The sequence below is a fragment of the Deefgea rivuli DSM 18356 genome, assembly GCF_000620145.1.
Taxonomy (GTDB): Bacteria; Pseudomonadota; Gammaproteobacteria; order Burkholderiales; family Chitinibacteraceae; genus Deefgea; species Deefgea rivuli.
In genome coordinates this window covers 26,580-50,806 of the sequence record NZ_JHVM01000018.1, presented here as the reverse complement: position 1 = coordinate 50,806, position 24,227 = coordinate 26,580, and the positions used below count along the sequence as shown (strand labels likewise).

The window sequence follows — 24,227 nt, the reverse complement described above, 5'->3', positions numbered from 1 at the left end:
TTTCGCCGGAATGACGAGTTAATGATTTTTGATATGAACAGTTCATCTGGCGTTTTAAGGCTTGCGGCGTAGCAAAAGTGCTAGAAAAAATGGTCCGCCAATCAGGCTGGTGATGACGCCAATGGGTAATTCAGCGGGTTGTACGGCGATGCGGGCTAGCCAATCGGCGAGCAGCAAGGCCATCGCGCCGAGCAAAAATGATGCTGGTAATAGGCGTTTATGATCTGCGCCCAAGACCATGCGTACGCAATGCGGTACGACCAAGCCGACGAAACCAATCCCGCCCGTTGCGGCGACCAAAGGGCCGATCAACAGCGCGGTGAGCGTGATTAAAATTCGGCGTAAACCCTTGATCTCAAAGCCCAAATGATGCGCTTCGCGCTCGCCCAGTAGCAGCGCATTCATCGCACGCCAGTAGCGCATAATCGCGAGTGAAACCAGCAGTAAAAAAGGTGCTAATACTGCTAAACGCTGCCAGCTCGCACCAGCCAAACTGCCCATATTCCAAAAAGTCAGGCTGCGTAATTGATTGTCGTCCGCCAGATAAGTGAATAGGCCAATCAAGCTGCCGCAAATTGCGTTAATCGCAATCCCTGCCAGCAGCAAACCCGCCATGCCTGGATAGCGCCGCCCCAAGTGATAGGCCAGCGCCGTCGCCAACACGCTGCCTAAAAAAGCAGCAGGCGCCAGAATCGCGAAACTACCCCCCCCAAGTACAATCGCCATCACCGCACCCAGAGAGGCACCCGACGATATACCTATCAGACTCGGTTCGGCCAAAGGATTGCGAAACAGCGCTTGCATCGTTGCGCCAGCGAGCGCCAACACGCCACCGGCCAGCGCGGCGAGCAGCACGCGCGGTAGGCGAATATCGAGCAAGACGTCGTGCCAAAATTGCTGGTCGCCATCCAAAGTGGAACGGAAAAACAAGCTCGGGATTTCTGCCAGCGGGATTTTGACGCTGCCGTGGCTGGCGGTCAGGATAATCAGCGCCAATAGCACGCCGCCGCTGGCAAGCCAGCGCAGTGTGTGAGTACGTGCGGCGCTCATTTGCGAACTAGCGTATTGAGTTGCTTCATTGCTTCGGGCAAGCGCGGGCCAAAACCGAGTAGCAATAAATCATCCATCACCAACACGCGTTTTTGCTTGGCGGCGGGCGATTGCGACAGGCCGGGTGAGGCGAGCAATTTATCCATTCCGCCCATGCTTTCCAGCGAGCGCGTGGTGGTGATAATGACGTCGGGGCGCAGCGCGGCGAGGCTTTCTTGCGATAGCGGTTTATAGCCTTGCTGCTTGGCGAGTACATTGCTCATGCCTGCTAGGCTCATCATCGCATCGGCGCTGGTGTTTTTACCGCCACCTTCCGCTTCGCCTGTGCGGCTCATTAGCATCAGCGCGCGGGTTTGATTGGGTTTTTGCGTTAGTGCCGCGACTTGTTGCTGCACGGATGCCACCATTTTACGGCCGTCATCACGTAAACCCAGCGCAGCGGCAACGCCATGAATGCGCTGCTCTAGAGCGGCAACAGTGGGCGCGCTCGGCAGCACGATAACGCGACGCCCCATGCGGCGCAATTGCTCCAGTGCTTCGGGCGGGCCAGCTTGATCAGACGCCAGAATCAAATCGGGCTTGGCCGACAATACGCCTTCGACTGAGAATTGGCGGTAGTAGCCGACTTTGGGGAGTTGATTGGCGGCAGCGGGGTACACGCTGGATTGATCGACGGCGACCAAGCGATCTCCGGCGTTGAGCGCATAAACGATTTCAGTCAGCGGCCCGCCTAAACTGACGACGCGCATTTCGGCGGCGCTAGCCACCGCAGAAATCGCGCTTAAACAGTACAGCGCCAGCAGCGTGGCGATGGAATTAAAAATACGCATGGTGGGTCCCAGCAAGCAGTAAAAGTAGTTAAATTAGTAGACTACTTAAGATTGTTGTTTGGGTATTTGCCTGTAGGCTTTATTGATTAATACCTACAGGAAAATACCTAATTATTTTTTTGAGCAGCAAGATTTCGCATGAATGAAAAAACTTAATTTGAAAGCATCCAAGTTCTACTCACCATGGTCGCGCTAATGCCGCGCGGCACTTACTTTTCTTGAACGGCCAAGAAAAGTAAGCAAAAGAAGGCCGCCCTGTATCTGCGTCCGGCTTCGCCGGATACCCTCGCTGCGGACAATCGGCAAGGTGGTGGGCTTTAACAAAACAGAGCCCACCGAAAGCCCCTTGCCGCTTGTTCCTCGCTCGGCTTGATGCAAGGGATTTTGCGCAGTCCAACCATCGCGGCATAGCATCAACAGCAAATCTGAATCTTGACTAATCATTGATGGTATTTACTTGTAGCCATTCCTTATCAATGGCTACAGTTAAATACCTTCTATTTAGCTAAAGGCGTACTGCACAAGCTTTCCAGCAGTGCGCGCCATTCTGGTAATTCGGGTACGCCCGGTTTGCGTACGCCGAAGAATTGCACGATTAGCTCGCCATCGGCGGCGTAGACTTCGAGCGATGTGACCCAACCATCACTCGTTGGCTTGTTGACGACCCAGCAAGACGCAATCGCTTCGGTGTTCAAATGTAGATTGAATTTTGGATCGAGAATGTTGTACCAAGGGCCGGTGCGAAGTAGTTTTTGTACTGAGCCTGAATGAATTTGCACGATGCCGCGATTGCCGACAAAACACATAATCGCGAGCGATGAAGCGGCCGCAGCTTGCAACATGGTTTCGGTCGCATCAATCGCCACGGCTTGGGCTAAATCATTGCCAGCGGCTTGCAACGCGCCCAGGCGGCTGACTTTGTGCTTGCGCAGCATCGGGAAAAAGCCATGCGTATCGGTCAGTGCCAACCATGATTCGCGTAGTGCGGCGGCGTCTTCTGGTTGATTCGGCGTTTCGTCGATAGGGTAGGCGGAGATGTGCGGCCATGTCGCTTCCGGTGCGGCAAATTTCGCGCTGATGGCGTCAAAAGCGGCGATATTGCTGTGTTCGGTCAAATACACTTTATGGATTGCAACGCCCGCGCCATCAAAAAATTGCACGCTGCGGCGTTCGCCTTCGACGACAGTAAAGTAGCTTTTCCACATTGAGAAAAACATCCGCAAATCGAGGTCTTTACCGAGCACCAGACCGATGCCTTTTTCGGCATCGACCTGTTCGTATTCTCCATGACGCTCGTGCACACACCAGTCATTGCGGCTGAGTACCATCACTTCGCCTAAAGTCGGTAGTTCGCGGAAGATTTCTTGCGCTGTTCCGGCCAATGGCGTCGCGGTCACGCCGCATTGCGCAGCAACGAGTTCGGCTTCGCTCACATCAAGCCGTTTGGCGCGCTCGCGGGCGCGTAGTTTTGGTTCGGTTTCAAGTAGTGCTTGGTAGGCCGCTTGCAGGGTGGCGGCGCGTTCAGTAAAAGTAATCGCGTTCATGATCTTGTGTCCTTATGTTGGGTTAAATATTTTGAGCGATACGCCAAAGTACGCCGCTCGGATCGAATAAAACAAAGTCGCGCATCGCCCATGGCTGATCGGTGGGCGGCTGCGCGCGAACTGAGTATTTTTGCTGCAAAGGTTCAGCGATGCGCCACCAAGCGGCAACATCGCTAACGTGTAAATGCAGCATCAGGTTTTCCGCGAAGTCTTTGACATAAAAATCTTGCAGAAAAAACGCATGTTCATCGCATTGCAAACGCGCGAGTGCGTCGTCGCGCCAAACGAGTTCAAAGCCCAAGTCTTGGTAAAACTGGAGCGAGATCTCGAAATCACGCGCAGGAACAAAAGGGTGTAAGCCGATGATATTCATGCTATTTTTTCCAAAGGTGATGCCGCTGAACCGTAATCCAGCGGCGTTTTTTTGTGTCAGTTTAGAATTTCTGCCGTTTAGAATTTCCAGTCCGCAGCAATGCGCACATTGCGGCCAGCTTGGGTGAGGCGATCTAGGTAAGGGGTCGAGGCGGCGATGCTGCGTACATCGCTATCGATCCAATATTTTTTATCCGTAATATTGAAAATACCGCCAGTGAGAGTTAGATTTTTGACTGGGCTCCACCATGCAGTGAGGTCGAGTAAGCCATAACCAGGTGCTTGAAAATCCGTGGCGTTGGCTGTTTCGGTTTGTTTCTCAACCGCAGTGAGCAGTAATTGGCTACCCCATTGGCTTTGGCTGTACGACACACCCAATACGCCTTTGAGTGGCGCAACAGAACCTAAAGGTTTGTCGTTGCTTTCGTTGGTGCCTTTGGCCCAGGCGACATTGCCCCAGCTTTGCCAACCTTCAGCAAACTGCCAATGTAGACGCGCTTCTGCGCCGTAAATGCGCGCTTCGCTGATGTTTTGGCTTTGGTAAGTGACAAATGTGCCGGGCACGCAAGCAGGTTTACCTGGGCAGTTGATGCTGGCTTGTTCGATGAAATCGTCGTAGCGATTATCAAAAGCCGTTACGCTGCCGCCGAGCGCGTTGTCGCCAAAGCGCGAGCCAAATTCAAAGCCTCGGCTGGTTTCAGGTTTGAGATCGGGATTGGCAATGGCGGCGTAGCCCATCGGTGAGACGTAGCTACCATTGAGTTCAAGCGCATTGGGTGCGCGAAAACCGCTGCTGTATTGACCAAATACGGTCACTTTATCGGCCAATTGCCATGCGGCGACTAATTTTGGCGATACGGCCGAATCTTTGAGCGCCGTTGCCTTGCCACCACCACTGCTAAATTGTTTATCGACATCGGGCGATAAGTCATACGAGTCATAACGCAAGCCCGGCGTTAAAGTGAAACGGCCGTCGTCAAAGCCCAATTCATTTTGTGCGTAGATACCCCATTGTGTGGTTTTGGTTTTTGGAATGTCGCGGACATTGAGGCTGCTCGATGCAGGCGTGCCATCGCGTAGGTCACTGAAATCGGTTTGGAACCATTCTGCGCCGACAGTCCAGCGCTGGCTCACGTCACCTGCAATTTGTTTTTCGATCAGACCGCTTGCACCGATTAAATCTTGCTCATACGTTGAAACGCGGCTCCAGTTCGGCGTCACGACTTTGCCAACTTGGCGGACTTGGTAGGAGCTTTGCGTGCTATCCATGGTTTGGCGATAAATTTTGGCTTGTGCACCATCGATCAAGCCGCCTGCTTCAGGCGCAACATAGCTGTAATCCAGTGAAATACGGCGACGATCTTGTTCGTCCGACGCGCGGCTAGACTGGACTGAGGTGAGCATAGGCGCGCCGATTTCGGTGTACATCATCGTATCGACTTCGCTGCGATAGGCTTCTGCAGTCAGGCCGAGTTTGTGCCCACCATCGAGGTAATGTTGGAGTTTGACCAGCGCGCTACGTTTTTCGGTATCTTGTGGATTGGCGGTGGTGCGGCCATATTTTTGGATATCGATATCGCCCATGTTTTCAAGTTCATGGCCACGACGGCCTGCCACTTGTACGAGGCCAAGTGTGTTTTCACCTACCGCAAACGCCACTGCGCCTTGCGCGCCATAGCTTTGATCGGCGCTGCCGTAATCGGCTTTGATTTGTCCGGCGACTGTTTGTCCTGCTTGCAGCAAATCAGTCGGTTCAGTCGTGCGCATACCGACTACACCGCCGAGTGCATCTGAGCCATACAAGGTCGATGCTGGGCCGCGGACGACTTCAATTGCGGATAGCTGCGCAAAATCGACTTGATCGCGGCCACTATTGAGGTAGGCACCAAAAGTAAACACATCCGGCAGGCGAATGCCGTCGACCAGCATCAACACGCGATTACTTTCTAAACCGCGAATATTGACGCTAGATAGGCCAAAGCGCGAATGTTTACTGATATTGACGCCCGGCTCAGAACGCGCAAAATCACGGAAATCGTTAATCATATTGGCGTCGAGTTCTTCACGCTGTGTGGCGCTCACAGAGGGTGGCAAGTCAGCCAAATTTCTTTCAGTGCGTGTGGCGGTGACGACAATAGGATCAAGCTGATTGAATGCGATTTGCTCTGCTGCGACTGGCTTGGTCGCAGTGGCTTTCGCTGGCATTGGCTCCGCTGCAAAAGCGTGCTGAAGTGAGATCGACAGCAATGTCAAAGTAAAAATAGAGCCCTTCATGATTTTCCCTTGTGGATGTGGGCAGGCCGTGACACGCGTAGTTGCCCAATTTGTTGGCGCGTGGCAGGGACTGTGGTTTGTTTATCTTTATGCAATCAAATGAGAATCAATATCATTTAATTTTTATGGGTCGCATGGTAACGATATTTATTCTCATTTGCAATTGATTTTATTTGCCAATAAAATCAAGGCTTAACCTTTCTTTTTTAATGACATCAACATGAAAATTGTTTTCCCATTTATTCTTGTCACCTTGCTTTCTGCATGCCAAAGCATGCCTGTAAAGAGCAATACTGTTTTGCTTGGCGAAGTCCACGACAATGAAATCGGTCATCAGCAGCGCTTGGCATGGCTGACCCATAAAATCGAGCAAGGCTGGCGGCCTGCGATTGCGATGGAGCAGTTTGACCGTGAGCGCCAAGCAGACTTAGAGCTAGCTAGAAAAGAGCATCCAAATGACGTCGATTATTTGATTAAAGCGGTTGGGGGCGAGCGCTGGGATTGGCGTTTTTATCGCCCTGTGATTGAGTTGGCATTACGCTATGATTTGCCGATTTTGGCAGCGAATTTATCGCGTAAAGAAGCCAGTCAGCTTGTAAAAAATGGCCGTTTGGATTTGGCGGGTGCGCAAGATATCGATTTGAATTCAGCCATTCCCTTACAGTTAATTAATCAACAGCGCCAAGCGGTGCAGGCTGGGCATTGCAATCAATTGCCTATTGGAATGGAAGAGGGCATGGCGCGAGCGCAAATTGCGCGAGATCGTGTGATGGCGGCGACGATGCTGCCCTATCAATCGCGCGGTGTAGTGCTGATTGCGGGGAATGGCCATGTGCGCACCGATATTGGCGTGCCACAATGGCTGAAATCGGCGTATTCGGTGGGTTTTGTGGAGTCAAAAAGCGATGCGCATTTTGATGAAGTGCATTTGATTCCGGTCGCAGCGCGCCCAGATCCGTGTGCGTCGTTTAAATTAACGAAGTAATTGGAGGCGCTGGCCATGATGAATCGACTCATCCCAAAGATTTTTTACGCCAAGATGGCCGATGGCATCGATCTATTTGTGAACGGTTTGGGCTTTAAAATCTTATACCAGGATGATGCTTTAGCAGTGATTGAGCGTGATGGCGCCAAGGCTTATTTGGTGCAAGATGCCGAGTTTGCTGCCAAAGATAGACCCGAGATTACGATTGAAACTGATTCTATCGATGATTTGTTTGCCGAGATTTCGGCCAAGCGCGCTGATTTGCTGCACCCCAATTCAAACGTCGTCGCAGAGAAGCCTTGGGGAGCGAGGGAGTTTGCTGTGCTGGATGCAACGCAGGTTTGCGTGATTTTTCGGCAATGGTGACAGACGTGTTTTGATTCGCTGAATATAAAAAGGCCGCGCACTAAAGTACGCGGCCTTTTTTGGTACTGATTTTGATTATTCAGTGATTCCGATTATTCAGTTTTTTCTGGGAACGGCTCGTCCTTGGTTTTCCACAGCGAATACAGCACGCCCGAGAGTAATAAGCCAAAGGTGACGACGAGTGAAACTAAGGTTGGAATCTTGAATTCGACTAAATTAATGTCATTCAAATACACCAAACCGACCTTAATCCCGATGAATACCAGCACGACAGCTAGCGCGTATTTTAGGTAATGGAAACGATGCACCATTGCCGCCAAGGCAAAATACAGCGCACGCAGACCTAAAATAGCAAAAATATTCGACGTGTAAACGATGAATGGATCTTGGGTAATCGCAAAAATCGCTGGGATACTATCCACGGCAAACACCAAATCCGCCGTTTCAACCAAGATCAAGCACAAGAACAATGGCGTTGCCCACCAGCCTTTGGCCAGACCTTGCTCTTCACCGCGCACCCAAAAGTGATTGCCGTGAATGCTTGGTGTAAAGCGCATATGGCCGCGTAGCCATTTATAAAAGCCGTTGTCCTCTAATTTGCCGTGCTCGTCATCGGCGATCAGCATTTTGATACCGGTGAAAATCAAGAACGCACCGAAAATCATCAGCACCCATTGATATTCCGATACCAAGACCGCGCCAATGCTAATCATCAAACCGCGCATGATGATTGCGCCGAGAATCCCCCAGAACAGCACACGATGTTGGTAAACCCGTGGCACGCCTAGGCTAGTGAAAATCAGTGCAATGACAAACACATTATCCATCGAGAGTGATTTCTCAATCAGATAACCTGTGACGTATTCCATCCCAGCTGTTGGGCCACGGTACCACCAGAGCCATACCCCAAATAAAAGCCCCATCGCGATATACATCGCCGAGAGTTTCAGACTTTCTTTAACGCTGATTTCATGGTCGTCTTTTTGCAAAACGCCCAAGTCAAATGCCAGCAGTGAGAGTACGACCACGAAAAACATCAGCCAAACCCAGATTGGATAGCCGACCCATAAGCCCATTAACAGATCCATTTTTTTCCCTTTTGTGATTGCTTGCTAAGCTGATTATTTACAATCAGACTAGATCATTACGAATTAGACGACGCGAACGATAGCATTATGATCATGGAATCTGAAATAAGTTTCATCGACAGTCATTGTCATCTCGACGCCCCAGAATTTGACCTTGATCGGGATGACGTGGTGGCGCGTTCACGCGCTGCCGGTGTGGCACGTTGGGTAGTGCCAGCGGTGACTGCGGCGACGTTTGCAAAAACCGCCGCTATGCAGCAGCAATATGGCGCAGAGATCGCTTTTGGCCTGCATCCGATTTATGAAGCACAGCACCGCGATGAACATTTAGTGCGCTTGCGGCAACAGCTGGATTTAGGTCTTGCCATCGCGGTCGGTGAAATTGGGCTGGATTTTTATTTACCAGAGCTGAGTGCCGATCGGCAAATCCATTTTTTTGAAGCACAGCTTAAAATCGCCCGCGATTACGACCTGCCCGTCATCGTACATATTCGGCGCAGCCAAGATCAAGTTCTAAAGTATCTACGTAAATGGCAAGTCCGTGGCGGCATCGCACACGCGTTTAATGGCAGCGAGCAGCAGGCCGAGCAATTTATCAAATTGGGGTTTTGTCTTGGCTTTGGCGGCGCGTTGACTTATAGCGGATCGCAAAGAATTCGTCGTTTGGCGCAAACCTTACCGCTAGAGGCGCTGGTGTTGGAAACGGATGCGCCCGATATTCAACCGAGCTGGTTAGCTGGCCCGCCCAAGCTCAGAAATGAGCCCGCAGAGCTATTGCCGATTGCACAAGAATTGGCTCAATTAAGAAATATAGATTTAACTACGCTTGCAGTTAGCTGTGCTGAAAATACGCGACGAGTATTAAATATTAATATTTAAAGTATTAATTATGAATATCATAATATTAACAATTAATACTAGAGAAAACCCTAATTTGAAATTCATTAAAACTTAATTTAGCTTACTGCTCCATTTGTTTGACATAAGAATTTATCTGTGTAGAATGCAATTCAATAATAAAAACACTGCAAAATCAACGATTTATCTTATTATCATATACTTATGGAGATTTAAAAATGCGTTTCTCTAATATTGCTGTAGCTGCTACTTTTGCTCTCGCTGCTGTCACTAGTCAGGCTGCGGTTGTTCATGTTTTTGAAAAAGATACAATTTCTAAAATTGGCGCTAATTCTTTTAGTAATTGGACTTCGCCATTTACAGTTAGCAAGGCTGGCGATTATCTATTTAAAGTCAGCGTTACGCCTGATTCAAACCCAGGTATTGCAACTTTGGCTGATGTATTGTTTTCATTTCAAAAAGGAGTGGTAAAGGTTGAAAATAAAGCCTTTACTTTGCCTGGTGCGTACACCAATGAATACAAATTTACAGTAACGAATCCAGAGACTTTTGCTTATGCGCTTGGTTTTACAGGTCTGAGCACTGGGAAAGTGGATATTTCATTGGTCACTGCACCAGTTCCAGAGCCAGAAACATACGCGTTGATGGGTCTGGGTTTAGTTGGTTTGTTGGCTGCTCGTCGCCGCAAACTCGCTGCTTAAGTTCACTTGGCTTAATTTTAAACCCGCTACGGCGGGTTTTTTTATTGCGCTTGATTTGGTGCTGTGCACTGGTTTATAGAGGGTAAAGCCAAGCTTTAATCAAGACCAAACCTGCTCATGCCCCAAACTCGCGAGGTGTTTGCTGAGCACTTGGCTGGGGTTATAGCCAAAATATTGGCGGAAGCGACGAGAAAAGCTGGCGATTTCTTGGTAGCCACTGATGCGTGCCACATTGCCGACACTATTGCCGTGCATCAGCAACTCTTTGGCTTGATTCATTTTCATGCGAAAGACAATTTTATTGGGCGTTTCGCCCAAATGCTGTATGCACAGGCGATGCAGATGTGTTGTCGTGATATGTAGTTGCGCCGCTAGCGCCGTGTTATTCCATTCTTGATCAAGATTCTGCTGCACGTGGGCAAACATTTGTTGCAATTGCTCTGCCCAACCCAAGCGCGGATGTAGCGGTTTGATTGCACGCTCCAGAGCCAAGCATAAAAAATCTAGCGCCTGTACGGCGAGAGACGCGGAATCACCAGCATTAAAGCGCTGGGTTTCGCGATGAAATTGGCGTAATGCATCGTGCAATGCAATCCCTTCTTGGCTAGGCAAAATCGATGGTCGCGCTTGATTCAAATAATCCCAACGCGAATGGTGATACAGCAAAAACCACACGTGGGGCATTGCTGCGTCGCCCACGCGGCGGTAACCGCTGTGCACGCCTTGCGGCATTAAGGCCAATTGTCCGGCATTGATTGCGCGGCATTGTCCATCGGGTGTGAACACCTCGCCACTTCCCCCCAAACAGAAAGCCACGACATGCCAAGGCGTATCAATACGCTCGACTTCAAATGGCTCGGTTCCCTCGCTGATACCACAAATCATAATCCCGCGATCCCGCAGCGCTGGGTAAGACTCTTTGTGGAACACATGCGTGCCCACCATGATTTGTGGAATGCTTGAGCCAACATCCAATCGTTCGCGATAAATGAGTGCCATGGTTTTTCTGAGAGTGCTGTGTGAGTTTTAAACAAACTAAATGTCATGTTGCAACATTTTCAATATCTGATCAAGCCTGTAAATTAACTGTCTATTACCTTTCAATGTTGCCAGGGTATTTGGAATGACTAACGTAACAATTAAAATTCAGCCGCCGATGATGGGTGCTTGGGCTTTGGTGACGGGTGAATGCCAAGAAGAGAGCGATGGGCCGATGGTGGATTACGAAGCGGTGAAATATAACTCGCTCAAAGTTTTGTCGGAAACTCACTTTACGTTTATCACGCATGCGGGTGATGCATTTTCATGTTGTGCGGGTGGCGTGTATTCAGTCGAAGCGGATCGTTACGTTGAGCAAATTCAAACGACCAGTTCACTGCATTTATTGGGCCGTGAGTTTGCGTTTCAGTTTTGCATTGAAGGCGATCTTTGGCATAACACGCGTTGGGAAAATGGCGTGCAAGTTGAGCATGAAATTTGGCGCAGACTGGATTCAAAATAACTAGAGCTAGCCGATTTATACAGGGAAATAAATGATGCTGATCGAAGTAGAAAACCTAAGCCGTGTGTACCGTACGCCGGTCGCGCCTAAAAATTGGGGCGAGCGTTTTAAACATTTAATTCGCGCTAATTTCGAGGACAAACTCTCGGTTAGTGATGTGAGTTTCACCGTCGCGGCGGGCGAGTGCGTCGGTTTAGTCGGCCCCAATGGCGCGGGAAAATCGACGACGATTAAAATGTTGACCGGCATTTTAGCGCCCAGCTCAGGCAAGGTATTGGTCGCTGGCCATCATCCACAAAGGGATAGAGTTAAATACGTCAAGAAAATTGGCGTGGTATTTGGCCAGCGCAGCCAATTATGGTGGGATTTGCCAGTCAAGGATTCATTTGAAATTTTGCAGGCTTTATTTGATGTGCCGCAGGCCGCGTTTAATGCGCGACTCGATTTATTTCGCCGCGAAGCGAATTTGGACGAGTTTTATCATCGGCCAGTACGCACGCTGTCCTTAGGTCAGCGCATGCTCTGTGAGATCGCAGCTGCGTTTTTGCATAGCCCTGATGTGGTGTTTTTGGATGAACCGACGATTGGGCTGGATCTGGACATGAAATCCAGAATGCGCGGCCTGATTCGTAAACTCAATGTAGACGCAGGAACGACAGTGCTGATTACGTCACATGACGTCGGCGATATCGAACGGCTCACGCAGCGGCTGTTATTGATCGACAAAGGCACGCTGCGTTTTGACGGTAGCTTGGCGCAATTTCGCCAACACGCTGGCGATGGCCGCTGGTGGGCGGCGCGTTTACAGCCGGATTTGGTCGCGGCGGCTGAATTGATTTTGCGTCAGCATCATTCAGCCTTGCCAGTGCGTTTGCGCGGTGATTGGTTGGAAATTGCGCGCCACGACACGCTGCCGTTTGCTGAGTTAATGCAATTGCTTGCGCCGTATTCTGTGAGCGAACTCAAACCTGTTGAGCAGGAATTTGAAGAATTGCTGCATGGTTTTTACTTGGCCAATAAAACGGAGGCGGTATGTTGAGTATTCCACGACTGCCTTTGAAGGGCTGTGCGGCATTGGTTTGGGGGAGCGCACGCATTCTGGCTACCGATAGAAAAGGGCGCTGGTTGGTGACTTTTGGCTATTTGATTGCGATGTGGCTGCTGTATTACTTGTGGTCGGCGCTATTTAAAGACAGCCCAATGCGGGCGGGGATGAGTTTCGAGGCTGCATTTTTGCATGTTGCGGTGGCGCAAACGCTGTTTACTTTTTTGCATGTCGGAACCGATTGGCGCATGGCGCGTGAGATTCGTTCGGGCGAAATTGCGACGCAGCTCATCTTGCCGATGTCGCTCAATGTGCGGCAGTTTTCGATTGCCTTGGGGCGTGCTTTGGCGCAAGCCGTGTATATCCTGCCGGCGTTTATCGCGTTTTTATGGTGGTTTGATTTGCGCTTAGCGCCACAAACCATAGGCTTGGCGCTACTTTCAGTTGCTTTGTCTTTTGTGCTGCTATTTTGCATTGATTTTGTCGTCGGTTTGGCTGGATTTATCGCGACGGACTTGTGGGGTATCACAGCGAGTAAAGATGCGCTGGTGCAATTTTTGGGCGGCGCGCTGATTCCCTTGGCATTTTTCCCAGCGGCGATGCGCGAGGTGTTGGCGTATTTGCCCTTCGGACATTTTTTTAATACGCCCGTTGGCTATATCACCGGCGAGATTGTGAGTTTTCAGCCTGTGCTCATTCAGGCGGCGTGGACGCTGGTTTTCCTTTTTGCTGCTGGATTGGCGGGGCGGATTGTGCTGAGAAAATTAATTGTGTTTGGAGCGTAAAAGCTAAAACCAGAGTCCACGAAAAGCACGAAAGGCACGAAAAAAATCAAAAGCGATATGATTTAATTGTCTTGATGGGTATCTGCTTGTAGCTCATGATTTAATTGATCTGCATAGATATACAGACTTTGTATTGGTGTTTTTTGACCCTTTTCGTGCCTTTCGTGTCTTTCGTGGACTAATAAATTTAAAAGGATTTATATGCAACTCAGTCCATTTTGGCGCGCGTATCGGCGCATGGTGGGATCAGAAGCGCGGGCGCGTTTGGAAAATCGAGCCGATTTTGCGCTGATTATTTTGGGCGTGGCCGTGACGTCTTTATCGACTGCAGCTACTTTGTATTTTATGCTCGGCGCGACAGGCACGATTGCCGGTTGGAATCGGGGTGAATTGATTTTTATGCAGGGCTTTATGTTCTGTATTTTTGCGCCGCAAAGTGCGTGTTACAACAGTATGTTTTGGCTAGAGCATTGGCTAAAAACCGGTGCGTTTTTGCGTTTTTATACTCGGCCCGCCAATCCCTTACTGCTTTTGGCGTTGGAGCGCTTTCATCCTCAGGGTTTTATCGTGTTGGTGATCGGTTTGGCTTACTGCCTGTTTGGTTTGTGGGGTAGCTCACTTTTATTTGAACCAATGTTTTATGTTGGCTTTGCTTTGCTGATGCCCTTGTCAGCATTGGTGCTGTGGGTGATTAATTTAGCTGCATTGTCGACATGTTTTTGGCTGGGCGAATCGCATCCGGTATTTATGACGACCGGAAAATTAGTTGATATGTCGCGCTATCCGCTCGATTTATTTCCGAAGTTGGCGACGATGATTTTCATGGCGCTACCCTTGGCGGGCACCGTGTGGTGGCCGTGCCAAGCCTTACTGCGTAATGCGAGTTTGCCATTGACTTGGCTGGGTATGGCCTTACTAGCAGGGGTATGTGTGGCAGGACTCAACTGGATGTGGCAAGCGGGGATGCGTCATTACGCAGGTGCTGGCGGTTAGTTTTGTAAAGAATTGTAATTGTCAATAGAAAAAATCGCTAAAAATCAAAGGCTAAGTATTTTGTGAGTGGTATTACTGATTGATTAGTCCTAATACGTATGATTTGTGCAATGCAAGATGTGTAAAAATTGACGGCGCTCAAGGTCATCTGGCCTAATGAGCGCCGTAAGTTTTTTTAGTAAGCATTTATTGATAAGGATTTGTCATGTTCTCCCCAGCCCTTCGCTCTTGTATTCTTGCCGCTACGCTATTGATATCGGCACCAGTGACTGTATTGGCCTTTGATGCTAATTCAAGCCGCCCTGTGAATGTGAATGAGAAAGGGGTTGCGCTGCGTGGTTTTGATCCAATGTCTTATTTCACCGGCAAAGGCCCTATGATGGGCAGCGATGATTATAAATTTGTGTTTGAAGGCGCAACTTATTGGTTCGCTTCTGCGGAAAATCTAGCCAAATTCAAAGCCAATCCAACGCAATACGCGCCTAAGTTTGGTGCTTTTTGCGCGATGGGGATTGCGAAAGATAAGAAAATTGATAGCGATCCAACGGCGTGGCGCATTGTGGATGGCTATTTATTTGTACTGCAAAGCAAAGAAGTGCAGAAAAACTGGTTGGTTGATGTTTCAGGCAATTTGAAAGTAGCGACGGTGAGCTGGAACACGATTAAAAATATCGCACCGAAAGGCCTGTAATCCTGAGCAGAAGTTGTACGGCTTTTCCGTCTTGCTGGAAGCCTTGGGTGCAGATACAGTCACCATCATTGTGATGCTGCGACTGGGGAAGGAATGAATTGGGCTTATCGACTTGCAACAATCGCTGATTTACCAGCGATTGTTGCTATTTATAACAGCACGGTTGCATCGAGGATGGTGACTGCCGACACCGAGCCGGTGAGCGTTGCGAGCCGCCAAGCTTGGTTTGATGCGCATCAGCGGCCTGATCGTCCTTTATGGGTGGTGGAGCAAGCGGGTGAAATCGTTGGCTGGCTGTCTTTTTCTAGTTTCTATGGCCGTCCGGCCTATCAAGGTACTGCCGAAGTGAGTATTTATCTAGCCGAGTCCGTGCGTGGGCAAGGGCTGGGTCGATTTTTACTTTGCGCTGCAATGAATTTTGCGCCAGGTATTGGTCTGCATAGCTTGCTTGGCTTTGTCTTTGGGCATAATACCCCCAGTATCCAACTATTTGAAAAAATGGGTTTTAGCACTTGGGGGCATTTGCCACGCGTCGCAGTGCTCGATGAGATTGAGCGCGATTTGGTGATTTTAGGTTTGCGGCTTAAGCCTGAGACTGCTTGAGCGCTTGCTGAGTTTGTTGGCGTAAGGCGATTAAATCAGTTAAAGGCAGAGTGGGGGCGGTTTCTAATTGTGCCCACGCTTGCGCCAGCGCATTTGCACCAATTTGTAAGGCGATCCCTTTCGCACTGTGGGCGTGGCGAATGGCATCTGCCTGCGCATCCACGTCCAGCGCCGCAATATAGGCGACTTCTAATTCTTCAATTCGGTTTAAACCTCTTTGGCACACGGGCCAGAAGCGCTCAGTGGTAAATCCCAAATTGCGCATTGCCGTTGTTGCATCCAGCAGCGCGCTGGCTTCATTGTGCTGGGGGCTGCTGATGGGCTGCCCGTTTAATAAAGCCACAATCTCATCAATGGTAAATGGCTTTCGCAAATGGCCGGTAAACGCGGCAAAGCCGGCGGAGAGTTGCAATTCATTTAAAGGGCTGGCCGAAACCAAATAAATCGGTTTGTGCCAGCCTTGTTCGCGTAGCTGTTTGGCCGCAGTGATGCCATTCATTTCCGGCATCTGGTAATCCATGATGATATCGTCGATCTCGGGATGAAGCTGTGCTTGCTGTAAACCTTCAAGGCCATTGGCAGCTTCCAGTGTTTTGGCACCGAAATCATGCAAGATTTCGCAAATCATTTCACGATTTACCGCCTGATCTTCGACCACCAAAATCAGCTTGCCTGCTAAGGGTGGATTGCTTTTTTGAGTGAGAATCACGGTCGGGCTGGCGACTTTTTGCGGGGCAGCAAAGTGCTGGGCTTTCACCGTAACGGTAAATTCACTGCCACAACCGAGCTGGCTATTAAAGCTAATATCGCCTTGCATCAAGCGTGCATAATCGCGGCTTAGGGCCAATCCCAGCCCTGTTCCGCCCGCGAGTTGACCTGATTCGCTTTGCTCGAAAGGCTGGAAAATCCGCTGCTGATCTTCGACTTTGATACCGCATCCGCTATCGCATACGGCCGCCGACAGTTGATAATAATCGGCGAATTCTTCGCCATAAAAGGTGACATTAATTTCGCCAGAGTTGGTAAATTTCAGCGCATTGCCAATCAGATTAATCAAAATCTGACGAAATTTCCCCGCATCCAGCTCAACGTTCTCGGGCAAATCGCGGGCAAATAGAATGGAAAATTGAATTGATTTACTTTGCGCCATCATTTCAAACATCGTTTCCAGCTCTTGTTTGAGCTGTTTGAAATTGAGTGGCTCATTGATTAGGCTGAGTTTATTTTGGTCGGATTTGGATAGATCCAGCACATTATTGAGTAGGCTCAGTAAGTGAGCGCCACTTTTGGCGATATAGCCGATTTCGCGTTGGTCTTCTGCGGCCAAAGTGCTTTTGCGGGAAAGTCGGTCGGTGTAGCCCAAAATTGACGTGAGCGGCGTGCGAATTTCATGACTGATGTGCGCCAAAAAGCGGCTTTTGGCCGCGTTAGCGACATCGGCCTGCTGGCGTGCTTCAAGTAGTGACTCGGCCGTCTCTGCCAATTGCTGCCGACTTTTTTCTGAGCGCCAGAGCGCATAGACGCCAAGAGAGGCGAAAACCAGTAGCAGTAGCATTTGGGCTGTGGCGAGGATAATTCGTAGCTCGCCCCAGTGGCGAATATCCTGGCGGTTGGCATCGACTTCCTGAGCATCGTGCGTGCGCGCGGCTTGAATCAACTGATTGACGAGGTTTTCTTGAGCTAGCGTTTTTGTTTGGAAAGTGAGCCAGTCTTGCTGGCTTAATGATGGCTTTTCTAAGATTTTCGCCGCTTCATGGATGTACTGTACCAGTGGCGCGACCAGTGGCTCGCTCAGCTCGTGGTGTTGAAATAGCGATGCCGATTCAATTTCTCCGGCGGCAAAGCTATTGATTCGGCTGTAAAAAATATCAAAGCGCAGATCAATTTGCTCGCGCTCAGCCGGATTACCGTATTGCACTGCTTCGCGCAGGCGTTGATATTCATTATTGAGCTGAAAAAACTGCCATAGCTGGTTATCTAAACCAATCTCGCTGGCGTGACTGAGCGTCGCTTTTTGCTTGAGTTCAAAATGCACCATCAAGCTAAAGTTAGCGAGCAAGACAATGCAGATTGCCGCGAGGATCAGTCTAAATCGGGTCATGGGTGAGCTTATTCTGCGGTGATGCTGCGTAATTGCCAGCTACAGCGGCGATAGTAATCTGTCTTGCGTAATTCTTCGTGTTCATGAAATGGATACACGATAAATAGCGGTCCTTTTTCCCGTACCGACATCGGCTTGCCATTCAGTAATCGTGCAACGATCACATCGTATTGCAGCGCATCGCCGACCGGAATCGAAATCGCATAGTCATTTAGCGCTTTAAGCGTGATATTGCCTGATTTGATATTGGCTAATTTCAAAACATCACGCAGTAGCGGGCCTTCGAAGGTTTGTTGGGTGGGATACCAAGGCGTGTTGAGCGTCATGCTTTTTTGCGGCATTTTGGCGAGCATGGCTTCGGTCAGCTGCACTTCTGTTACTGGAGATTTACCGTTTACAGTGAGGATGATTTTGTCGTTCATCGTTTCAGCGTGAACCAGCGGGCTCAAAAGGCAAAGGCTTAGTAGCAAAATACGCAGCATCGTGTCTCTCTTATTATTTAATTAGCTTTAAATTGTAACGTGAATATAAGCATGATGTGATTAATTGCCGCGCTGGGAAGTGCTTGAACAGATAATCGGCGAATGAGTGTTGTTTCTTGCTTTGGGTGTTGTACTGTCAAAATTATGTAGCAAGCTTGAGGCTTGTAAATTATGCGGAGTCGCTTGTGCTGATTCTTGGCGCAGAAAAACGCAAAGCCGCAAAACGCGGCTTTGTGAGCGGATTTCACGCGATTTATAATACCGAAAATGCAATCATCCCGACGATTGCGCCTGTGCTACCAAGGATGGTTTCCATCACAGTCCACGTTTTCAGTGTTTGTACTTCATTGGCGCCGGTAAATTTACCGTAGAGCCAAAAGCCAGAATCATTCACATGGCTCAGAACAATCGAGCCGCCCGCAATACAAATCGACAAGGCTGCCAATTGCGCACCAGAAAATCCCGCGAACTCAATCACCGGCAATACGAGGCCGACGGTGGTTAAACAAGCAACCGTCGCCGAGCCTTGAATCACACGTACCGCAGCAGCGAGCACAAAGCAGGCCAATGCAATCGGCAAACCCGCGCCAATCAGCGCATTACCCAGGGCAGGGCCAACACCTGAATCGACCAATACTTGTTTAAACACGCCGCCAGCACCCGTCACCAGCAAAATAATCCCCGCTGGTTGCAATGCAGCGCTACATACTTCCATGATTTTTTCTTTGCTCATGCCGCGTGGAATCGCCAAGCCATAGATTGCCAGCAAACATGCCAACAAAATAGCCGAGAACGGATGGCCGATCAGTTGCAGCCATTGATGTAGCGTACCGCTGGTATCAATAAAGCGCGCGACGATGGTTTTTAGGCCGACTAGCAGCAAAGGAAATAGAATCAGTGACAAGCTAAAGCCAAACGAAGGCATTTGGCTTTGCCCTAATGTAGGCTCGCTGACATCATCAGGTAGCGGCAAATGTACGTGTTTGCTGATGAAGTTGCCAAACACGGGCCCCGCCAAAATCATGCCTGGAATTGCCGCAGCAAGCCCGAGCAAAATCATCCAGCCAAAATCGGCATTCATTTGCGAGGCGAGCAGCATCGCGGTTGGGCCGGGAATCAAAAACGCCGCTGAAGCTGCAACGCCAGCAAATAAAGGAATCGCCAGTTTTACCACATTGCCGCCAGTGCGGCGCGCTACGGCAAACACCACACCGATCAACAACACAATCGCCACATCAAAAAACAACGGCAGCGTGCAAATCAAACCGGCAATCCCAAGCGCGTAATTGGCGCGGCTGTGGCCGAATTTATCGAGTAACTTAACGGCGATTTGATCCAGTGCACCGGTTTCATGCAGGATTTTGCCAAACATCGCACCCAGCGCAACGACCACGGCTAAAAATCCCAGCGTGCCGCCCATGCCTTTTTGCATCGTATCGGCGATTTTATCGACTGGCATTCCCGAGAAAATCCCTGCGCCAAATGACACGATCATCAGCGCAACAAAAGCGTGCAAGCGCGCTTTCATGACTAAAAACAGTAGCAAGAGCACCGAGCCGAGCGCGGTAAAGATCAGAGTGAACGTTTCCATGATGATTACTCCTGCGCCAAAATTGCGGTGTAGGCCTCATCAATCACGACATCGAGTGGCGGCGCGATATCAATCACGATCACATCCGTCTCATCCGCGCCGGGCACTTCCAGTGCGGCAAATTGTGAGGCCAACATGCCACTTTTTTGAAAATGACCTTTTCGCGCGATTAAGCGCTGCTCGATTAAATCGAAATCACCTTTTAAAAACAGAAACGCTAAATTTGGATTACCCACGCGCAGGCGATCGCGATAGGCTTTTTTGAGCGATGAGCAAACGATGAGCGAGACAGGATTGGCGCGCTGCATTGCATATGCGGCATCGTTCAGTGCTGCCAGCCACGGCGCTCTATCGTCGTCATTGAGTGGTTGGCCGGATGCCATTTTTTCGATATTGGCGCGCGGATGTAAAAAATCGCCATCCAAAAATGCCGCGCCTAGCTTTTGTGCGAGTTGGCTGGCGACGGCGGATTTACCACAGCCCGAAACGCCCATCAGAACGAATACCTTGGTTGTACTTGTCATTTTTCGACTCCAATCGAAATGAGTAGTGAAACATCAGTTTTATCGCTTTGCCTTGCCGTACTTGTTGCACAGTCTGCGGAGACTACGTTTTGCGATAAACTTTTGCATGAGAACTTTGAATCAATGTTACCAGTAACATGTTATTGGTAACATCTTGCCTACATTTTGAAGTGGATTCAAGCAAAAACAGGGATTGAGGCGTGAAATTGGCCTAGGGATACTACGTATGTAGTCGAGTTAATATTTACTACATCATGTATTGGGCTGTATGCATTGCAGCTAATGGCTTGGCGTTCAATACATCAAGGTAGAGTGATGACGCTGCCGCCCATAAACAAAGTAAAGCCCAGATCGAGTGTGCGCTCCGCATAGGTTTGGCCGTTGATGCTGCCAATTAAGCGCTCGGCAGCGTGGCGGCCAATCGCTTCGCGCGGCGTAATGATGCTGGCCAATTGCGGTTGCAGCGCCAGCCCAATATCCAGGTGGTTAACGCCCGCAATGCGCACATCTTGCGGAATACGTTTACCCATACTTTGCAAAGCCAGCAGTGCGCCAGCGGCGATATCGTCATTGGTACAAAACACGCTATCGAGCTGCGGGACTTCTTGGAGCGCTTGGCGAATGAGTTCGCCGCCCAAAGTAAAGCTCGACGATTTGCTGGTTTGCACCACATGTGCGGGGAGTTGACGTGCGGCCAATGCGGCGCGAAAACCCGCTTCGCGTAGCTGCGTTCGCGTATCCATTCGTGCCGCTAAATACACCATGTGCTGGCAACCTTGATCTAGCATCGCATTCACCATCGCCATCGCGGCGGCGCGGTGATCCAAGCCTACCGCCAAATCAATCGGCTGCGCTGGCAAATCCATGATTTCAACAACCGGAATCGCGGCGGTTGCCAGCATTTGCCGCGTGCGCGCCGTATGATTGGATTCGGATAAAATTAGCCCGTCGATATGGAAGGACAGCAATTGCTCGATTTGCTGCTCTTCGCGTTCAGCTTCATAACCGTAATGACCATACAGCGTGTGATAACCCGCTTGCGTGCTGACTTGCTCAATGCCATGCGCGACGGCCGAAAAAACCTGATTCGACATGGACGGCAACAGCACGCCAATCGCGCGGCTGCGGGAATTGGATAGCATTTCGGGAACTCGGCTGGGGATATAGCCCAGCTCACTCATGGCTGCGGCAATTTTAGTTGCGGTAGGTGCCGCGACTTGTTCGGGCGAACGCAGGTAACGACTGATTGTCATCTTCGATGTACCGACGAGATCAGCAACGTCTTGCAGGGAGGGGCGACGTGGTTTTTCAAGCATGATTGGATCGCATTTGGCACGCAGAGATAACGGGATTTACAGTCATTTTCGATGTGCCAACGACATCAGCGACGTCTTGCAGTGAAGGGCGGCGCGGTTTTTCAAGCATCAGCATCGCCGCAGACTGGACAGTGTGGATCTTGTTTGTACTTCATTTCACGCCAGCGCGAGTTGCGTGCATCAAACAGTTGCAAACGGCCAATTAGCGTTTCGCCCAAGCCCATCAACACTTTAAGCGCTTCAGCGGCTTGCGCTGCGCCAATCATGCCAACCAGCGGCGCAAACACGCCAAAGGTGGCGCATGGGCTGTCACTATCTTCTCCATCTTCGCTAAATAGGCAGTGATAGCAGGGCGCGCCAGCAACTCGGCTGTCAAACACGGTGAGCTGGCCATCAAAACGCACCGCAGCGCCAGAAACCAGCGGTGTTTTCGTTGCGACGCAAGCGCGGTTAATCGCGTGGCGAGTGGCAAAATTATCGCAGCAATCAACAACAATATCGGCCGCGCGAACTAGCTCCAGCAAGCGCTCACCTGTGGCGCGTTCAGCCAGAGCGATGATATTAATTTGGCTATTGAGCTGGCTTAAAGAATGTTTGGCTGATTCGGCTTTATTGCTGCCCACGCTGGCTTCAGTATGGATAATCTGCCGCTGCAAATTAGTCAGATCCACCACATCATCATCGACAATTGTGAGTGTAGCAATGCCTGCGCTGGCTAAATACAGCGCCACCGGCGAGCCTAAACCGCCCGCGCCGATGACTAAAACATGCGCATTGCTGAGCGCTGTTTGGCCTTCGATGCCGATTTCATCGAGCAAAATATGGCGGCTGTAACGTAATAAAGCGGCGTCATCGAGATCAATTTTCGCAGTGCGGGTGGGGCAGAAGGTCATAAGCGAGTGAGCCAAGTAGTGAGCCAAGTAGTGAGCCAAGTAGTGAGCTGTAAATTATAGCCTGCTGCGCCTTGCTGCAGATGCTTTGTTTTAGCTCCGGACATGGTTCGAAATCACTTCCCGATATGATGCAATTCGTAGGTCGAGAACTCGGTCTTATTTGACGAATCTGTATCGCTGTCGGGCACGCAGGAAATTCAAGAGCGTTAATTTAAACCGTGCCCTTTGGGTTTGAAGTAAGGTGTCTTTTGGTCGAGGGCGGTGTTGTATTTTTTTGCCAAGGCTTCATACAGCCCCTGTTCGCGCAGCTGTTTGAGTGCGATGTTGAATTTATCTCTCATCGTGGTGTCGCGAAATTGAAGGCGATATAAAGTGGGTGCGAAAATGGCAAATGGGCAGAGTGATTTTGTGGCTTGCGGATCGATTTCTGCTTGGGTGTGCTTAAAAATATTGATGTCGCTAATGACTACGTCCAAGTGATTGGCCATCAGCATCCGGTTCATTAGTTGCTGAGGTGATATTTCCCGGAAACGACGCTTGTCGCTGGCGATGCGGGCAAAGTCTGTACCGAGAACATGGCTCGCATTGTGAAAGGAGCCGACTTGATAGCGGCTCAGGTCAGCGATTTTTTCGATTTGCAGCCGTCGCTCACATAGCGTAATCGCCATGTTTTGATAGGTGATATACGCATCGGAAGTGTTAGCACCTTCGGTATGGATGGCCGCATCCAAGCGTCCCTGTGCCAGCTCATTTTGTGCGCGTTTAATGGGCATATGCTGAATTTGGGCGGAAAAACCGGCTTTTTTGAGTGCCAGATCAATAATTTCGTACTCAATCCCCGTGCGGTTTTCGGCTGAAATATAGGGCATTTTCGTTACGCCAATGGCAACTTGGATGACTTGTGCACTGGCATAGCCGCTCACTGCGGTCATGATAAGGAGGCACAAGGTTTTAAGCATGTCTTTATTGATCTCAGATTTTTAGGCGTTTTAAATGTGGTTTTTTTTTGCGATGCTTGGATTTGCTGTTGCTGCTCAAAGCTTAGGCAAAAAAATCGTTCGTGGCGAACCCTTAGGCTTAGCGCAGGAGTGCGTTGTCGAACCATGAATGGTTTTTTATAGCCTCAATGCCTAATCCAAACATTGTAGTTTTTATATGTATTTGTCGGTAGCCATTGTGCAATATGGTCTACAGCTGTATACCGACTATAAATAACGGCGCAGTTCTTCGGGGGTATCGTCGTGGTCGCCGTGCGGGTGATTGCCCCAAACTTGGACATACACATCGCGGCTTTTTAGATTGTGTTCGGGGATATGCAGATTATCGCATTGCACTTCTTCGCAATAATGCGCCAGCGCACGTTTGATTTTTTGCAGAATGTGATTATCGAGATGAAAACCAATGTCGCAGAGCAGTGTTTCGAGCTCCAGTAAATTGTGTTCGCTGACGTCGTATTGCACGGTAACGCGGTGCTCGCGGATGTGAGCTTGTGCTGTAACGCCGACGATGCGGCTTAAAATTCTAGCCGCTTGCGCCGCCTGATCGGTGGGCAGAGCACTAAATACAATATCTCTATGTTGCTGGTGCTGATCGGTGTGCGGTTTCATGATTGAATCTCTCGATAAGTCTTATCG

General features: G+C 49.8%; 24 protein-coding genes and 1 pseudogene. 10 read left to right on the top strand and 15 right to left on the bottom strand.

What is annotated here, in order from left to right; genetic code table 11:
• Positions 1–54 precede the first annotated feature (54 nt).
• The 5 genes from Q320_RS0109070 to Q320_RS0109045 form a co-directional block, all read right to left on the bottom strand.
• Complete coding sequence (locus Q320_RS0109070; protein WP_035853284.1) at positions 55–1,050, bottom strand: FecCD family ABC transporter permease; 996 nt, start codon at positions 1,048–1,050, stop codon at positions 55–57.
• Complete coding sequence (locus tag Q320_RS0109065; RefSeq protein ID WP_027468739.1) at positions 1,047–1,880, bottom strand: heme/hemin ABC transporter substrate-binding protein; 834 nt, start codon at positions 1,878–1,880, stop codon at positions 1,047–1,049. The genes Q320_RS0109070 and Q320_RS0109065 overlap by 4 nt, the downstream gene beginning before the upstream one ends.
• Before the next feature lie 497 nt (positions 1,881–2,377).
• Positions 2,378–3,424 (bottom strand): hemin-degrading factor, encoded by a 1,047-nt coding sequence (locus Q320_RS0109055; protein WP_027468737.1) that lies wholly within the window; start codon positions 3,422–3,424, stop codon positions 2,378–2,380.
• A gap of 22 nt (positions 3,425–3,446) precedes the next feature.
• A complete protein-coding gene (locus Q320_RS0109050) occupies positions 3,447–3,797 on the bottom strand; it encodes a VOC family protein (RefSeq protein ID WP_035853281.1) in 351 nt (116 codons plus the stop codon).
• A 77-nt stretch (positions 3,798–3,874) separates the two neighbouring features.
• The gene (locus Q320_RS0109045) at positions 3,875–6,070 is read right to left on the bottom strand and encodes a TonB-dependent hemoglobin/transferrin/lactoferrin family receptor (protein WP_027468735.1); all 2,196 of its coding nucleotides are present in this window, start codon (positions 6,068–6,070) and stop codon (positions 3,875–3,877) included.
• Between the two features lie 220 nt (positions 6,071–6,290).
• Between Q320_RS0109045 and Q320_RS19220 the strand changes: the two genes are divergently transcribed.
• Complete coding sequence (locus Q320_RS19220) at positions 6,291–7,055, top strand: ChaN family lipoprotein (protein WP_051534620.1); 765 nt, start codon at positions 6,291–6,293, stop codon at positions 7,053–7,055.
• 15 nt (positions 7,056–7,070) lie between these two features.
• Positions 7,071–7,421, top strand: coding sequence for a VOC family protein (locus Q320_RS0109035; RefSeq protein WP_027468734.1), 351 nt, complete (start codon positions 7,071–7,073; stop codon positions 7,419–7,421).
• Positions 7,422–7,513: 92 nt separating this feature from the next.
• Here the strand turns inward: Q320_RS0109035 and Q320_RS0109030 are convergent, their stop codons facing one another.
• Positions 7,514–8,509, bottom strand: a complete 996-nt coding sequence (locus tag Q320_RS0109030; protein ID WP_027468733.1) for a TerC family protein — start codon at positions 8,507–8,509, stop codon at positions 7,514–7,516.
• A 93-nt stretch (positions 8,510–8,602) separates the two neighbouring features.
• On the opposite strand from Q320_RS0109030, the gene Q320_RS0109025 reads away from it, so the two are divergent.
• Together Q320_RS0109025 and Q320_RS22250 are read left to right on the top strand one after the other, a co-directional pair.
• Positions 8,603–9,388: a TatD family hydrolase gene (locus Q320_RS0109025; RefSeq protein WP_051534624.1), complete on the top strand. Its 786-nt coding sequence runs from the start codon at positions 8,603–8,605 to the stop codon at positions 9,386–9,388.
• A gap of 584 nt (positions 9,389–9,972) precedes the next feature.
• A pseudogene (locus Q320_RS22250) lies at positions 9,973–10,068 on the top strand (PEP-CTERM sorting domain-containing protein); the annotation flags it as partial.
• 99 nt (positions 10,069–10,167) lie between these two features.
• Here Q320_RS22250 and Q320_RS0109015 read toward each other — a convergent pair.
• Positions 10,168–11,067 (bottom strand): helix-turn-helix transcriptional regulator, encoded by a 900-nt coding sequence (locus Q320_RS0109015; RefSeq protein ID WP_027468730.1) that lies wholly within the window; start codon positions 11,065–11,067, stop codon positions 10,168–10,170.
• Positions 11,068–11,191: 124 nt separating this feature from the next.
• Between Q320_RS0109015 and Q320_RS0109010 the strand changes: the two genes are divergently transcribed.
• From Q320_RS0109010 to Q320_RS0108985, 6 genes are all read left to right on the top strand, one after another.
• Positions 11,192–11,569 (top strand): hypothetical protein, encoded by a 378-nt coding sequence (locus tag Q320_RS0109010; protein WP_027468729.1) that lies wholly within the window; start codon positions 11,192–11,194, stop codon positions 11,567–11,569.
• Between the two features lie 31 nt (positions 11,570–11,600).
• Positions 11,601–12,608: an ABC transporter ATP-binding protein gene (locus tag Q320_RS19210; RefSeq protein ID WP_084282512.1), complete on the top strand. Its 1,008-nt coding sequence runs from the start codon at positions 11,601–11,603 to the stop codon at positions 12,606–12,608.
• Complete coding sequence (locus Q320_RS0109000; RefSeq protein ID WP_027468728.1) at positions 12,602–13,399, top strand: ABC transporter permease; 798 nt, start codon at positions 12,602–12,604, stop codon at positions 13,397–13,399. Before Q320_RS19210 ends, Q320_RS0109000 begins: the two co-directional genes overlap by 7 nt.
• A 201-nt stretch (positions 13,400–13,600) precedes the next feature.
• A complete protein-coding gene (locus tag Q320_RS0108995) occupies positions 13,601–14,392 on the top strand; it encodes an ABC-2 family transporter protein (RefSeq protein WP_027468727.1) in 792 nt (263 codons plus the stop codon).
• A gap of 205 nt (positions 14,393–14,597) precedes the next feature.
• Positions 14,598–15,083 (top strand): YHS domain-containing (seleno)protein, encoded by a 486-nt coding sequence (locus tag Q320_RS0108990; protein WP_027468726.1) that lies wholly within the window; start codon positions 14,598–14,600, stop codon positions 15,081–15,083.
• 93 nt (positions 15,084–15,176) lie between these two features.
• On the top strand, positions 15,177–15,686 hold the full coding sequence (locus tag Q320_RS0108985; protein ID WP_027468725.1) for a GNAT family N-acetyltransferase: 510 nt from the start codon (positions 15,177–15,179) through the stop codon (positions 15,684–15,686).
• Here Q320_RS0108985 and Q320_RS20770 read toward each other — a convergent pair.
• From Q320_RS20770 to Q320_RS0108940, 8 genes are all read right to left on the bottom strand, one after another.
• Positions 15,667–17,787, bottom strand: coding sequence for an ATP-binding protein (locus Q320_RS20770; protein WP_027468724.1), 2,121 nt, complete (start codon positions 17,785–17,787; stop codon positions 15,667–15,669). The two genes, Q320_RS0108985 and Q320_RS20770, sit on opposite strands and share 20 nt — an antisense overlap.
• Positions 17,788–17,795: 8 nt before the next feature.
• Positions 17,796–18,269 (bottom strand): putative pterin-binding protein, encoded by a 474-nt coding sequence (locus Q320_RS0108975; protein ID WP_027468723.1) that lies wholly within the window; start codon positions 18,267–18,269, stop codon positions 17,796–17,798.
• A 253-nt stretch (positions 18,270–18,522) separates the two neighbouring features.
• Positions 18,523–19,860, bottom strand: a complete 1,338-nt coding sequence (gntU, locus tag Q320_RS0108970) for a gluconate transporter (protein WP_027468722.1) — start codon at positions 19,858–19,860, stop codon at positions 18,523–18,525.
• Positions 19,861–19,865: 5 nt separating this feature from the next.
• Positions 19,866–20,384, bottom strand: coding sequence for a gluconokinase (gene gntK, locus Q320_RS0108965; RefSeq protein WP_027468721.1), 519 nt, complete (start codon positions 20,382–20,384; stop codon positions 19,866–19,868).
• Between the two features lie 302 nt (positions 20,385–20,686).
• Entirely contained in the window at positions 20,687–21,700 is a 1,014-nt protein-coding gene (locus tag Q320_RS0108960; RefSeq protein ID WP_027468720.1) for a substrate-binding domain-containing protein, read from the bottom strand.
• Between the two features lie 101 nt (positions 21,701–21,801).
• Positions 21,802–22,593, bottom strand: coding sequence for a HesA/MoeB/ThiF family protein (locus Q320_RS0108955; RefSeq protein ID WP_051534618.1), 792 nt, complete (start codon positions 22,591–22,593; stop codon positions 21,802–21,804).
• A 206-nt stretch (positions 22,594–22,799) separates the two neighbouring features.
• On the bottom strand, positions 22,800–23,525 hold the full coding sequence (locus tag Q320_RS19200; protein WP_051534617.1) for a substrate-binding periplasmic protein: 726 nt from the start codon (positions 23,523–23,525) through the stop codon (positions 22,800–22,802).
• A gap of 273 nt (positions 23,526–23,798) precedes the next feature.
• Positions 23,799–24,200, bottom strand: a complete 402-nt coding sequence (locus Q320_RS0108940; RefSeq protein WP_035853276.1) for a hypothetical protein — start codon at positions 24,198–24,200, stop codon at positions 23,799–23,801.
• Positions 24,201–24,227 lie beyond the last annotated feature (27 nt).